At 54.2% G+C, this 14,080-nt stretch carries 11 protein-coding genes and 1 pseudogene; 5 read left to right on the plus strand and 7 right to left on the minus strand.

The window, feature by feature from the left end; all coding sequences use genetic code 11:
* The first annotated feature begins 13 nt into the window (after nt 1-13).
* The 3 genes from ACR0MI_RS21515 (at nt 14) to ACR0MI_RS21525 (ending at nt 3,915) form a co-directional block, all read left to right on the plus strand.
* Nucleotides 14-1,936 carry a DUF3604 domain-containing protein gene (locus ACR0MI_RS21515; protein WP_170612224.1) on the plus strand — a complete coding sequence of 641 codons (1,923 nt, stop codon included), beginning with the start codon at nt 14-16 and terminating at the stop codon, nt 1,934-1,936.
* 162 nt (nt 1,937-2,098) lie between these two features.
* A complete protein-coding gene (locus ACR0MI_RS21520) occupies nt 2,099-2,929 on the plus strand; it encodes a peptidyl-prolyl cis-trans isomerase (protein WP_170817306.1) in 831 nt (276 codons plus the stop codon).
* A complete protein-coding gene (locus ACR0MI_RS21525) occupies nt 2,926-3,915 on the plus strand; it encodes a HupE/UreJ family protein (protein ID WP_480855554.1) in 990 nt (329 codons plus the stop codon). The genes ACR0MI_RS21520 and ACR0MI_RS21525 overlap by 4 nt, the downstream gene beginning before the upstream one ends.
* Nucleotides 3,916-4,099: 184 nt before the next feature.
* On the opposite strand, the gene ACR0MI_RS21530 is transcribed toward ACR0MI_RS21525, so the two are convergent.
* Nucleotides 4,100-4,951 carry a Hint domain-containing protein gene (locus ACR0MI_RS21530; RefSeq protein ID WP_170817307.1) on the minus strand — a complete coding sequence of 284 codons (852 nt, stop codon included), beginning with the start codon at nt 4,949-4,951 and terminating at the stop codon, nt 4,100-4,102.
* 304 nt (nt 4,952-5,255) lie between these two features.
* On the opposite strand from ACR0MI_RS21530, the gene ACR0MI_RS21535 reads away from it, so the two are divergent.
* A complete protein-coding gene (locus ACR0MI_RS21535) occupies nt 5,256-6,740 on the plus strand; it encodes a BCCT family transporter (protein ID WP_170612216.1) in 1,485 nt (494 codons plus the stop codon).
* Nucleotides 6,741-7,012: 272 nt separating this feature from the next.
* On the opposite strand, the gene ACR0MI_RS21540 is transcribed toward ACR0MI_RS21535, so the two are convergent.
* From ACR0MI_RS21540 to ACR0MI_RS21555, 4 genes are all read right to left on the minus strand, one after another.
* Nucleotides 7,013-8,035 carry a DUF2955 domain-containing protein gene (locus ACR0MI_RS21540; RefSeq protein ID WP_170612214.1) on the minus strand — a complete coding sequence of 341 codons (1,023 nt, stop codon included), beginning with the start codon at nt 8,033-8,035 and terminating at the stop codon, nt 7,013-7,015.
* On the minus strand, nt 8,025-9,089 hold the full coding sequence (locus ACR0MI_RS21545; protein WP_170612212.1) for an HlyD family secretion protein: 1,065 nt from the start codon (nt 9,087-9,089) through the stop codon (nt 8,025-8,027). The genes ACR0MI_RS21540 and ACR0MI_RS21545 overlap by 11 nt, the downstream gene beginning before the upstream one ends.
* Nucleotides 9,086-10,165 (minus strand): AI-2E family transporter, encoded by a 1,080-nt coding sequence (locus ACR0MI_RS21550; RefSeq protein ID WP_170612210.1) that lies wholly within the window; start codon nt 10,163-10,165, stop codon nt 9,086-9,088. Before ACR0MI_RS21550 ends, ACR0MI_RS21545 begins: the two co-directional genes overlap by 4 nt.
* A gap of 166 nt (nt 10,166-10,331) precedes the next feature.
* Nucleotides 10,332-10,601, minus strand: a complete 270-nt coding sequence (locus ACR0MI_RS21555; protein WP_321250731.1) for a potassium channel family protein — start codon at nt 10,599-10,601, stop codon at nt 10,332-10,334.
* Nucleotides 10,602-11,427: 826 nt separating this feature from the next.
* Between ACR0MI_RS21555 and ACR0MI_RS21560 the strand changes: the two genes are divergently transcribed.
* Nucleotides 11,428-12,603 (plus strand): S41 family peptidase, encoded by a 1,176-nt coding sequence (locus tag ACR0MI_RS21560; protein ID WP_480855559.1) that lies wholly within the window; start codon nt 11,428-11,430, stop codon nt 12,601-12,603.
* Nucleotides 12,604-12,714: 111 nt separating this feature from the next.
* On the opposite strand, the gene ACR0MI_RS21565 is transcribed toward ACR0MI_RS21560, so the two are convergent.
* Nucleotides 12,715-13,659 (minus strand): aldo/keto reductase, encoded by a 945-nt coding sequence (locus ACR0MI_RS21565; protein ID WP_170617431.1) that lies wholly within the window; start codon nt 13,657-13,659, stop codon nt 12,715-12,717.
* A gap of 167 nt (nt 13,660-13,826) precedes the next feature.
* Nucleotides 13,827-14,080: pseudogene (locus ACR0MI_RS21570) on the minus strand (hypothetical protein); the annotation flags it as partial.

Below are 14,080 nucleotides of genomic sequence, written 5' to 3' on the forward strand. Positions count from 1 at the left end.
TTGGGAGGTCACTATGTTTCGGATATCCGCGTGTTTTTTCTCATTGGTGTTTGCGCCGACAATTGCTCTTTCTGACGCCGTGCCAAGCAAAGAAGCGGCCGAAGACTTGTTCTCGGACCGACCGTTTTCGCCATATGCCAACCGGACTTTCCCCGAACGCCCGCTTTGGGGGGACACGCACCTTCACACGGGGCTTTCCTTGGATGCGGGCGCCTTCGGGAACACCCTGCTGCCAGACGACGCATGGCGTTTCGCAAAGGGTGAGCAGGTCATTTCGTCCACCGGTCAACCTGTCCGGCTGGCCCGGCCGTTGGATTGGATGGTTCTGACGGATCACACGGACCTGATGGGATTTGCCCCGGATCTGCAAGCTGGCAAGCCCGGTGTTCTTGCCGATCCAAAAGGTCTGGAATGGTACGAGGGCTACAAAGCCGGCGGTGAAGAGGCCGGGAAAACGGCGTTCGACATTATTACCAACTTCTCGCAAATGACGTTGCCGGAAGTTCTTCTCGAGTCCTACAGCCCGGGTGCCGACGCTTTCGCCTTCACATGGGAGAATATTGTTCTGGCGGCCGAGCGGCATAACGACCCTGGCGACTTTACCGCGTTCATCGGGTTCGAGTGGACCTCGGTGCCGAAGGGTTTCAATTTGCATCGAAACGTCATGCTGCGCGATGGGCCGATCAGAGCGCTTCAGATGGTGCCCCCGGTGACGCAGCCGCCTTACGGCGATACGGATCCAAAGGCGCTTTACGCGTGGCTTGAAGAGTATCAGGAAAAAACCGGGGGGCGTGCAGTTGCCTTTGCCCATAACGGCAACCTGTCAAACGGGTGGATGTTCCCGACCGAAGATACATATCACGGCGGTAAGGTCGATGAGGAATACGTGGCGGCCCGTGCGAAATGGGAACCCCACTACGAAGTCACGCAGATCAAGGGTGACGGCGAAGCGCATCCGTTCCTGAGCCCGGATGACGAATTTGCAGACTACGAAAACTGGGATGTAGGCAATCTGGATATCACCGAGCTGAAGACCGATGACATGCTGGCCGGTGAATACGCCCGAGAAGCACTGAAGCGCGGTCTGTTGCTGGAAGAAAAGTTCGGCGTTAACCCCTATAAGTTCGGTATGGGCGGCGCGACGGACAGCCATACGTCTCTGGCCACTGCCGAAGAAGACAACTTCTTTGGAAAATCTGTCAGTGTTGAACCTTCGGCCACGCGGATCAAACATCCTTTCATTGCCAATGATCTGGGTGAAATTCCCGGCGATCTTCTGGTCGCTTCCGGCTACACGGCCGTTTGGGCGACCGAAAACACACGCGCTGCGATCTTTGATGCGTTCAAGCGGCGCGAGACTTATGCAACAACCGGCCCCCGGATCGGCCTGCGGTTCTTTGGCGGATGGGATTTCAATGACGCGGACGTTGAAACCCGTTTCCTTGCAGATGTCGGCTATACCAAAGGGGTCCCGATGGGTTCGGACCTGCGCCCCCGCGAAGGTGATGGTGCGCCCGGATTCCTGATCGCTGCTCTGCGCGACCCGGTTGGTGCCAATCTGGACCGCGTGCAAGTGGTCAAGGGATGGCTCGATTCCGACGGAGCTTTGCAGGAAAAGGTCTACGATGTGGCGTGGTCGGGTGATCGTGTTGCTGATGAAAACGGCAAGGTTCCCGCGGTTGGAAACACCGTGGATGTAGACACCGCAAGCTGGACCAACACAATCGGAACCGCCGAACTGGTTACGGTTTGGTCTGATCCTGATTTCGATCCGAATGCGCGGGCCTTTTACTACGTGCGCGCCATCGAAATCCCCACACCACGCTGGGTGCTGTACGACAAGCTGAGGTTCGGTGCCGAATTGCCGGAAGACGCGGTTCTGACGCATCAGGAGCGCGCGTATTCCTCTCCGATCTGGTACACGCCGGAAGAGTGATCCAATCTGGGGACGGAATTGGAAGCCGGGGAAGGTACCTCTGCCCCGGTGCTGTCACCAACTTTCTGAAACACACAGGGTGTTCGTTTCTTGCAAAACCCAACCGGGTGATGCCAGCATCGATACATAGAACCGGATCGTGTTTTTCTTGCAGGAGCCTTCATGCGATTGTTGAAAGAACCTCTGTTCCATTTCTTCTTGATTGGAGCGGCGATTTTCGTTTGGTTCCATTTGGTTGCGCCGGAAGCCGAGGGTGTTGAAGACATTGATACGATAGCAATCGACGAAAACGATGTTGCGCTGCTGTCAGCACAGTTTGAAGCTAGGTGGAAACGCAGGCCAAGAGAAGCAGAGTTGCAAGCCTTGGTCGATGCATCCATTCGCGAAGAGGTGCTGGTCAGAGAAGCGAGAAAGCTTGGCCTTGATCGCGGCGATACCGTCATCAGGTCCCGGCTGAGCCAAAAGATGGATTTTCTGTCTGAAGCGATCGCCACATCAGTTGTTCCGGATGACGAAGAATTGGAGGCTTTTCTGCAGGAGAACTCTGAACGCTACGCAACATCTGCCAAAGTGGCCTTCACTCAGGTTTTTCTGGGTGAAAAGCCTGGCGACGCAGAAATCGAGCAGGCTCTGACCGCGCTGCGGGCCGAGCGGGAGCCTGATGGCCTTGGAGGCTCGACATTGCTGCCCGCTTCAATGCCCATGACCGCGACAAGAGTCATCGACTCGGTGTTTGGAAATGGGTTTTCCGAAGGTCTGACAACGCTGGATGTGGGTGAATGGACCGGACCGATCCGGTCGGGATATGGGGTGCATCTGGTCAAGGTTGTCGCCATCGAACCCAGCCAACTGCCTTCGTTGGCAGAAATCCACGGTGTGGTACTGCGGGATTGGCGTCGCGCTGCGAGCGAAGATCTGGCGCAGGCGCAATATGAGGCTCTTGCCCGAAACTACGAAATTGTAGCTCCCGATCTTGCAGGCCCGGCCAAATGAGAGCAGTTGTCTGTCTTGTTTTTGCTCTGCTGTTTACCTTGTCGGCAGGTAAGGCTACTGCACATGCGCTTGATCCGGGTTATCTGGAAATTCGCCAAATCGCTTCAGACACGTGGAGCGTTCATTGGCGAAAGCCGGATGTGAACGGTCGACCGATGGCGATTGATGCTGTCCTACCGGATGGCTGCGCCCCGGCGCGGGGCCCGGACCCGGTTTCAGACGGCAGAGCCTGGGTATCTTCATGGGTTGTCGAGTGCGGCGCAGGTATCACTGGCCAACCCATTGCGATTGAGGGGCTAGAGACTCAAAAGAACGACGTATTGGTGCGTTTGCACCCTCTGCAAGCCGAGCCGACGACCCTTCGTTTCACTCCTGATGCCGCCATCCAGAAAATACCTACTGAGCAGACGACGTGGTCAGTCTTTTCCGCGTATTTCCTGTTGGGGTTTGAACACATACTGGAAGGTTGGGATCACCTGCTGTTTGTCTTCGCGCTGTTCATTCTGGTTCGTGACCCATGGAGGCTGGTTGGCGCTGTAACGGCTTTTACAGTTGCGCACTCCATAACTCTGGCGCTTGCAACTTTCGGTGTCCTGAATGTTCCCGGTCCACCGGTCGAGGCTGTAATCGCGCTTTCCATCGTTTTCCTCGCTATGGAGATTGTGAAGGGCGGCGAAGGTCGGTTCCGGTTGTCAAAACAGCAACCCTGGATCGTATGTTTCGGATTTGGGCTTTTGCATGGCCTTGGCTTTGCGGGAGCATTGGCCGAGATCGGACTGCCCTCAAGCGATATTCCGGCGGCTTTGCTTGCCTTCAATGTCGGCGTCGAGGCAGGCCAGCTCAGTTTCATTGGCGCTTTGGCTCTTCTCATAGCGGCGGGGCGATTCATAGCGGTTCCGATTGGTCAAACGGCGATAACTGTTACCGCTTATGGCATTGGCTCAGTGTCGATGTATTGGCTAATAGAACGCGTAAGTGGCTTCTGAACATGTTGGCTGCGGTGCGTGGGCAGGCTATCACGCGCGTTGCATCCACCTTTGGAAATGAAGCCTGATTTGGGCTCATCGTAGTTCTTCATTCAGTCGCGGCGAAAACTGCTTCGCCAACAATACGAAGTCAGCAGGACCAGGGGTAGAGCAAAGCCAGTCTTTCCTACTAGCGCAAAACGGGTCAGGCAAACATCACCATTGCTTCGCGACGAGAAACCACGGGCTTTGCTGCTCTGACAGTTCTTAACTCGCAGAACAAATCCGGAAACAGGAGTTTGATTTCATCGGTTTCAGTGCGCCCAAGCTGGTCACCAAGAAACAGGCTTTCCGATGGAACTCCATTTGCGAAGACCACCTCGTGTGTTTCCAGCAACAGATGGTAGTAGGTGAACGTTGTACGGGAGTAATCCAATGTGACACCCGGAAATCCAATAAGCGCCTTGGCGGGCATCAGGACCTCTCGCTCACCAAAAAGCAGTTCCGCTTTGTAGCCCGATACCAGCAATCTGTGTTGCTGGGAAATCACCAGGGGCCGGTCGTTCCCAAGGACGCCTGTGTCTATTCTCAACGGTTGCAATGACGGATTGCGAAGCAGCATCGAGGGCATGACCTGTCGGCCGCCGATCCAAAGAATTGGCATGTGTCCGCCTGATGCCGTTGTAACCAAGTCTCCCGCTTGCAGGTGTTCAACCAGGACTTCGCCTTGTGGTGTCTGGATCAACGTGCCGCCAACAAAGCAGGGAGGATTGCTGGGATCGAGGTCCCCTTCCGTAATTTTCCAGTTGCCCGTCTGCATCGGGCCGGTGGGATTCGTGGTGTTATAGGCATAGACCTGTCCGCCAACTCTGATGAATTCGCCGGACTCACCGGTGCCGCGATAGTTGCCCTGACCGAGATACGTGTAGGCTTGGAATGTTTGCCCACCGTCGAAAGAAATTGTCGAGCCGCTGATTATCGCAGGCATCGTGGTGTTTTGAACAATCAGATCACCTTGGCCTGTCTCATTGACAGTATGCGCCAATATATCAAACACCGCCGACTTCCCCCGTTCACGCCGTTCAATGCTATATTAGGGCATTATATTCACTTATAGTGATTTTTTGAAAAGTATTGTTTGTGCAATTTGGGTTCGACACGGCCGTCCATCAGCTCTTTGATCGTTTTCTGTGCGGACCAAGCCGTGATCTGCCACGATGCGGCAGGGGGCGGACGAAAACGGCCACTGCGAAGGCAGGATAAGCATCGGCTTCTCGTGGCATCCCACGTTTGCGACTTTGTGTGACGGTATTTTGTGATTACGGTGCCAAGGCAGACGCACTTCTTCAGATTGGCAAGCAATGAAAGTTAACGCGCTATTGGTATCGGCACTTCTGGTCAGCAGCGGCATTGCCATCTGGGGCATTGTCGATCCACAGGGCCTGGGATCCGTTTCTTCCACAGTTGTTTCGATTCAATTCGAAAGCCGGGGCTGGTTCATTATGCTGGAAGCCAGTGCACTTTTGTTGCTGTCGATCTATCTCGCGCTGTCCAGGTTCGGTTCGATACGAATTGGTCCCGAAGGATCAGAGCCCGAGTTTTCCACTGTCGCCTGGATAGCAATGCTGTTTGCGGCGGGTATGGGCGTTGGACTGCTGTTCTTTGGCGCGTCAGAGCCTCTCACGCACTTTTCGGTTATTCGCAACTTCAGCGCCGACCCGGAAGCGGCCAGCCTGGCCATATTTGTCACCTATTTGAACTGGGGCTTTCATGCCTGGGCGATCTATGGCGTCGTCGGGCTGATTATTGCGTATTTTGCATTTCGGAGAGAGCGCTCCTTGCTGTTGAGCGCACCGTTGCTGGACGTTTACGGGGACAAAGCCTGGACCCGAGCGTTGGCGTGGGTTTTCGATTTCTTGTCGGTTGTTGCCATCGCCGTCGGGCTGGCAGGCTCATTGGCGATGGGGGTGTTCCAGATTCAAACGGGATTGGCAGGGGTCCTGGGAATACCAAACTCGTATTCGCTGACCGCGATTATCTTTGTCGTCATGTGCATTGCATTTCTTATCCCACTTCGGCGCGATCTGGGTGAGGGGATGTCCAGGCTGTCCAATCTGGCCATGAGTATCGCAATTGCCCTGCTGGTTTATTTGCTGCTTGTTGGTCCCACGTCCTTCGCGATGAATTCCATCGTTTCCGGTTTTGGCCGGTACGTTTTCCACGTCATACCCGCCGGGTTTTCGACAACCGAGTTTTTCGACGAAACCGTTTCCACATGGTTTCAGGACTGGACGCTGAACTACATGATCTGGTGGCTTGCATGGTCCCCGTTCGTCGGGATTTTCATTGCAAGAATTTCGCGCGGCCGCACGATCCGCGAGTTTCTGACCGGCGTCATCATCGCGCCGACTTTGTTCTCGATCTTCTGGTTTGGCGTTTTCGGCGGGATTGGTATCTTTGACGTTCTGGATGGAAGCGGCCATCTTCTGGAGGTGAACGCCGAAAGCCTCGATGCGACGACATTTGCTTTGTTGCAAGAGTTTCCTCTGCAATACGTGACACAGATCGCAACAATCGCGGCCGCGTTCCTGTTTGTGGTCACCAGTGTTGTCAGCGCCGGATTCACGCTAGCAATGATTGGAACGGGCGGAGATGAAAACCCTTCCCCTGGTGTGCGTACCATCTGGGGCGTGGTACTGGGCGGCCTGGGGCTGGCGATGATTTTTGTGAACGACGTGGCGCTCGTTCGATCCATTATCGCACTGTCAGCCATCGCGTTTGTCTTTATTGTGCCTGTCCTTGTTATTTGCCTTCTCAAGTCGCTGATGAAGGAGGTCACGAAATGACGGGATCAATCGTCGATACGGTGCTGAATGTAACAGTTTTCGCCTATATCGGTTTTTTGATTTGGCTTGCCCTGTACCGCGTTTAGCGCGGTGCGGAGGTAAGAAAACAGTGTCGGTTAAGCGGATTGGGGTGCGTTCGACATAGGCCGAGTTTCGGTATCCGCTGAATTGCTATCTGGGTGTTTTGCGGGCATTACCGACATTCAGAGTTTTGGGCAGACCACATATGTGACCATGCGCTGGCCTGTTATTGGCCGCGACGTCTGTTCCCGTCAGGCCGCGTTGTTCTGACTGGTCTGGCGTTGCTTTTCCGGCCAGAATTCGTCGACCACTACGTAGGCTATGATCACAAAGAACGCAGCGCTGGCGACTTGCAGAACACGCGTGATGCTTTTGACGTCGGCCTCGTCGGAAAACGGTGCAATCGACCCGCCATACACAATCAATGCTGTTGTTATTGCAGACCCGGCAGCGGCAGCCAGTGGAACCTGAGATTTGCCGAGCGCCCCAAGCGTCAGACAAAAGAACAGACAGAGCAGTATAGGCGTCAGAATGACCGGGGCGATCACGTTGATTTCATAGCAGATGATCGACACCGCCGCTCCAAGCAGGTTTGCTGTCAGCATAGCCTTGGCAACGGTCTTCCCCGCTGCGGGCATCGCAGCCAGTTGCTGACTGAGAAGCGCCACAAAGAACAACACCAACAACGCCGACGCGCCGGACACGAAAAACGCCAAAGCAAACGGAACCGTGACAAGCGACATCCTGACGATCCGACGATGCGGGTCAAATTCAGGCGATGACGCTGCTTTTTTTTCAGCAGGCGTTGGGGGTTCAGCGGGGATCAGAACAAACATCAGTGTGGATACGAACCCCGCAAACAGAAGGTTCAGTGGGATCCAGAACACCAGCACCAAGGCCAAATCCTGCGATTGCAGCACAAGGTTCGGGATCATCAATGCCCCCATTAGGGCAATGACCCCGGGCAATACTCCTGCGCCTGACACCGACCATATGAACGACAGGATTATTCCGATCGCAACCAGAATCAGAAATACGACGGGATATGGTGCGAATACCGATGACAGCAGAAACGAAAGAAACATCAACCCGATCGAGAAGACAAACAGCTTTGCAAACGCCGTCAAAGGCAACGCGGCCGGTGCCTGAAGAAACAAGGCCGTGAACACGGCACCAACAACCGCAAGGGGCCAACCCAGGAACAGGCCCAACGAGAAGACCCCTGTTACCCCCAATGCAAGCCGGATGACCGAGTTTCTGTCCTCAGTACGCATAAGACAGGATCGAAACCAAACGAATGTAGGTGCGGCCAACCACGTTCAGTAGCGAGTTTTCGCTGAGATACATGATCACGTCCGCCTGCCCGTTGAGTTGAAAACGCAGGTCGTCCTCGGCGCTTCCAGCCTCATACCCGGGCAACACGATCCGAACCGGGAACCGTTCCGGCTCGCGCAGAAAACCCTTGGTGCTTGGCGGGCTTGCCAATTGGCCGGGCTCATCTCCACCGCTCAGGGAAACAGCTGCGCTGAAGCTTTCGATTACACCCGGGACAATCTTGCCGGGGTGCATGTCCAGCACCACGTCGACGGGCGAGCCTACAGATGCTCTGCCAAGGTTGTTTTCGGTAAAATAGGCTTCGATCCAGACGTCGGTCGCATCCAGAAAGGTCAGCAGGTCCTGCCCGGAGCGCGCATATGTTCCGGGCGCGATCAGTAAGTTGGAAATCACACCTGTTGCCGGCGCGCGCAACTCGGTCCATTCAAGATTAAGCTCTGCATCCGCCAGTGCTGCCAGTGCGCGCTGAATTTTGGGGTTTTCCACTCCCTCGCTGCCTAGCCTCTGCTTGGCTTTCTCCAGATCCGCTTTGGCGTTCTCGAAATTCGCCTCTGACTCTGCCAGTTGCCCTCGCGCGTCATCCGCCTTTGAAACCGCGATCAGTCCTTTCTTTTCAAGTGCAAAAACCCGCTCTGTCTGTATGCGCATCGTGTCGAGGTCACTTTGCGCCCTAGCCAGTTTGGCCTGCGCCGCACTTACCTCGGCCGAGGAAGCGCCCACTTCCTGTGTTGCAGCTTCCAGATCCGCTTCTGCCTTTGCGCGATCGATTTCATATGGTCTGGCGTCAATCCGAACCAGCACGTCACCAGCTGAGACGACCTGACCGTTTTCGACCAGAACTTCGGTCACCGTGCCAGTGACCTGCGGCACGATCTGCGTTGCCACGGCCTTGACTCTGGCATTTCCCGTAAACGGAGTTTTCCGGTCGGCAACCAGATACCACACAAGAAAAACAAGAATGACGGCAAGTGTCGTCCATATTGTTTTTCTCATTTTGCTGCTCCTTCAGCAGCGTCTTCCGTTTCGGGTGAGGCGTCGATCCAGACCTTGAACAGCTCGTAGAAGACAGCGAACAGAACCGGTCCCATGAAAATGCCGATCAAGCCGTAGGCCATCATGCCACCGAGAACCCCAATCAGGATCACCAGCATTGGTGTCTCAAGACCTTTTGAGATGAATACCGGACGCAGGAAGCTGTCCATGATGGCGACAGGGATGGCCAATATGGTGAACACCAAAGCCGCACCACCGGACATCGAGCTCCATGCGTAAATAACCACGGGCAATAGCACCAGACCGGGCCCGATCTGAATGATGGACAGGATCAGGCAGATAAACGCCAGCGTCGCCGCGGAACCAATGCCAAACAGAACCAACAGCAACCACACGACGACAGCTTGAATTGCCGCCACTCCGATGACGCCCTTTGTGACATTTCGGATTGTTGCACCCGCCAAAGTCACGAACTCACCCCCGCGTGGCGCAAACACGCGGTTGGCAAATCGCTGCAGACCCTGAACCAGGTTCGGGCCGGGGCTGAACAGGGCTCCCATGATCAAAACCGAAAGGGCCAGTCCCAAAAGCCCGATCCCGATACCCAGAACCTTACCAAAGAGGGATTTGGTCACTTCCAGGATTTGTGTGCCATATTTCGCCAGCGCGCCGTCCAGGTTCCTTTCGAACATCCCCCAGACTTCGGCGATCTTGTTCCCGACCAGGGGCAGCTCCTTGAGACCTTCCGGCGCCGGTGGGACTTTCAATTCACCGCTGTCCGCCTGTTCCGCAAACTCGCCTCCAAGCTCTGCTGCGCCCGATACTGCAGTTGCGACGGGCCCCAATGTCAGAACTAGACCCAGCAAAACCAGAATGGTTGCGGCCAGCGACTTGCGTCCGCCCAACTTGGACTGAAGCCAATCAAAAACCGGATAAAGCGCGACGCAGAGTATCGTAGCCCAGATCACCACGCTTGCCAGCGGCGCGATCATGACCAATGCGCTGTAAAGGAATAACCCAAGAAAAAGCAAGCGAATTGCCAGATCCACAATTCTTGCGTCTTGTGTCTTTTCCATACCGTCCCTCCATTATTCGTTTTCCAAACCTTACACTCAAAAAACGTGATATGTACATTTTTTCAAACATCGTCGCTTGGTATGGGTTTGATGAAGCGTCGAAAAAACGAACTGCGGCTTCAGCACTGCAGTTGTTTTTGAGCGCAGCGTCAGGGCTACGGTCGTTTTACTCGTCTGCTTTTTTGTCATCCTGAGACAGGATCGTGTCCGCAATCGTGGTTGCCGCAGTCACAAAGACACCCAGTCCGACAATGATATAGACCATGGTAAAAATCTTACCTAACGCGGTCTCGGGTGAGAAATCACCGAACCCCACAGTCGAAATCGTCACTACGGAAAAATAGATGGAATCCAGCCAACTCCAGCCTTCTACATAGTGATAAAAAACAGACGCCCAAAGGATCATGCCTATGGTGAAGGCCAAAAGACTCTTCACCCTGCCGTCTTTCAAGGCGACGCCTATCCCGCGTGTTATTCTGGTTAGTGAGTTCATTACGCCCCCGCCCGTAAAATAAATTCATACATAACAGTATTGGAATGAAATACAAAATTTTGATGAGACCGATCCTGCGACGGCTCAAAACTTGCGTTCAGGTTCTTCGCGAACACGCCGCGCAGGAAACCTTCGCATTGGGATCGGATCGGTGTTCGTCGGGTTTTGGCCGACCTGTCCGGTGGCGGAGCCAGCGCTGCTGTTGCTCGCTCCAGAAGTTTCTGCCGCGCGTCTCTATTGCCGACACGCAGTCAGGTCGCTTGCTTCAAACTTCAAGTCGGACGCAAACCGAGAAGCGTTCGTCTTGTTACCGCTCCGGTTGGGGGTTGGCACAAAAGAAGCTCGAGCGAGGGAAGATTCCCAACCGAAGGAATCCGACAGTGCGATCCGAAGCCTAAGGTGGGTAGCCGTAAACGGCTAAGGTTAGCTGAATCATCCGGCGCGTCGAACTTCGATCACTAGCGTCCATTGTCGCGGGTTCGGTCGACTAAACCCCGAAACATCATCTGGTTTCAATGCTGTATGGCGGGGACGAAGTCAGTATAACTAATTCTGTAGTCCTATGTTAAGTATATAATAAATTTAGCTAAATTTAATAGTTACCACGATAGATACCACACAACGATCGATTTCAAGCGAGGCACAGCGCAAGGTGTCATATGACAGAATGTTGGTAAAACAAAATTAGCAGACACTCACACAGATTGCAGCAAACGACTGCTTTGAGCCCAATCTGGACATTGACAAGCGGCTATGCCCACTGTGAACCATGTCGCTGACGGAAGACCTGAAGCAAATTCTGGAAACCGCCCTGCCAACCGATCCCAGCTTTCGGCGGGTCGAGAAGGCCGTCATAGACAACAGCGTTAATGACTGCCGACGATACGCTTTGGAGGGCTCCATTGAAGCCTTTTTGTTGTCCGCGATGCGTCTATTGGCACTTCCCGACAATGGGCACACACGGTTGATTCCGAATGATGCAATCTCGGTGCTACCGCTGAGGTTCGTGACCGTGGGGCGTTCGGTGCAAGTCATTGGGGCGGCACCAGGGGTAACTGCACCGCAAGGAGAGGTGATAGCAGTCAACGGTGCGGCTGTGAGCCAAATCGAAGCCACTGCGCAGAAATTTCTGGCGGGAACGTGCCAAAGGAAACGGGTCATCGGACCAATTCTTCTGGCTTGGCCGTACGCTTTGACACGTTTAGGTTTTTCGTCAAACGACGGTTCGGCCGAGTATCGCGTGAAGGACAAAAATGGGCAGATAACCAATCTGAAGGTAGCAAATGGTAATACTGTTCCTGCATCGACGCTCTACCCGAGAAACGAGCACGGCAAGGCTGATCCGGCCTGGGAACCCGAGACCTTTGTGGAGATTAAGGACTGGCAAGATCTTGGGCTATCAATAGCGTTGCCAAGTTTCTTTGATCCGAGCGAAAATGCGCTGCCCAAAGCTATCTCAGCGGCAGTGGAACGCGTGCGCGCCGGCTCGAACAAAACACTCTTGATTGACGTTCGCGGAAACACCGGCGGTGATTTTCTTTTAACCATGCCCTTGATCGACGCCATCTCGCAAAGCGCAAGTAAGCAGGTTGTCGTGCTTGTCGACAAATTCACGTTTTCCGCAGCGATCGTGTTTGTGGCCATCCTAAAACATCGTTTGGGAAACAGGCTGAAACTCATCGGGGAAGAAATGGGCGACGGGTTGGTGTTCTTTGCCGAGGGCAGGTTGCTCGATTTGCCGACTAGCGGAGCGGTCGTTCGATACTCATCAGCTTTTCACGACTGGAAGAATGGAACGTCTGACGAAACCACACCGCCTGAGATCGCGCGGCAAATCGTACCTGTAGGAGCACTGAACTTGGATCGGGTGTGGGTCGAAAGACCTAGTGGTAAGGATACACCTGGCTCGTTCTATCAACGAGTTCTTAAAACCATGAGCGATTAGACGAACGGCCGCTTCGTCCGCTGAGCGGCCGTTGGCATCAGATGCAGCGAACGGCTGCTCTGAGCCCAAAGCGGTCAATTGGCAGAACAGTATCCTATCCAAAAATCGACTCTAAGCTTCTGGGTTGCTCGAAGTTTTTTCGAGCTCAGCGAGATCCTCCCAAACGCCCTCAGGGATGGACCACTCTGCCCATTCCATTGCCTGTTGAACATGCTGAGGCCATGTCACTCCGCAAATCGTCGAAGTGATGTCGTCGTTTTTCAACGAGTATTGCAACGCGACCGCCCCAACTGGGACATCGTAGTGCCCGCATATCTCTTCAACAGCACGTATTGGCGCAAGTACTTCATCATCTGCAGGTCGATAGACATAAAAGCGATGGATCGCGCTGCCTCGGGCAAGCGCACCCCCGGAATATGGTGCCGCGTTCAATATCGAAACCCCTCGTGACTTCGCGAGTTCTATCAGAGGTGCCGCGTTGTCGTTTACCAGCGTATGCCGGTTGTGTGTCAGGACTACGTCAAAATCCCAACCCTCCAAAATTTGCATCATCAAGTCGATACGTCCCGCTGCGATTCCGACCGCCTTTGCCAGACCTTCCTCCTTGATGCGGAATAACTCTTCAATGGCGCCACCCCGTCTTTTGACCTCAGATAGATCATTTGCATATTCGACATCATGGACGTGGAGTATATCAACGCTGTCGACGCTGAGGGCCGCAAGACTTTCCTCGAATGATCTACGTGCCTGAGAAGCATCAAAAGCACCAGTTTCCATATCCCGGTCGATTTTGGTGGAAAGCACCCGCCCGGCCGGCCAACCACCAAGCTCACGAATGACTTTACCTATGCGCTCTTCACTTCGTCCCATGGCATAGCAACGGGATGTGTCCAGGAACGCATTTGGCTGCGAAAGAATTGCCCGAATTGTATCAATCGCGCGCTCTTCCTCAACCTCATACCCGTAGATTTCCGGGATACTTCCCAACCCCGTCGATCCAAACCCGATGCGGGGAACCCTAATCCCTGTCTTACCAATTTCGCGTAGCTCCGCCATGCCAACCTCCCAATTGGTTCCGGACATTCACAGATGTTGCGCGAGTAATTTATTGAAAACAAGTCAGACTTGTCGCTGGAGTTACTCTCTGGCCTCAACGCAATTGTTCAAACCGCAAATTCACCAAGCTTTTTCACGAATTGTGGAAGTGTCCACAATGCAGACATTCACTGAATTCTGCTTAACAGCCAGCTGAGCGCGGCACTGCGAAGCGTCTCCCCCTCTGGATTGTCCAAAATTACGGGTTCGATCACGCGCTCTATCGCCCCGCCACCACAATAGACAATGCCTTCGGGCGCTTCGTAGGAGGCCCCCTGGTTAATATCTGACTCGCAGGCGGAACGAAGGGACCGAATTGCCGCGCTGGAGCCTTTTAAGTCAAAGATTCCGTAGCTGACATCTTGATCAATCATCGACAAAT

This window comes from Ruegeria sp. D4 (genome assembly GCF_056534475.1).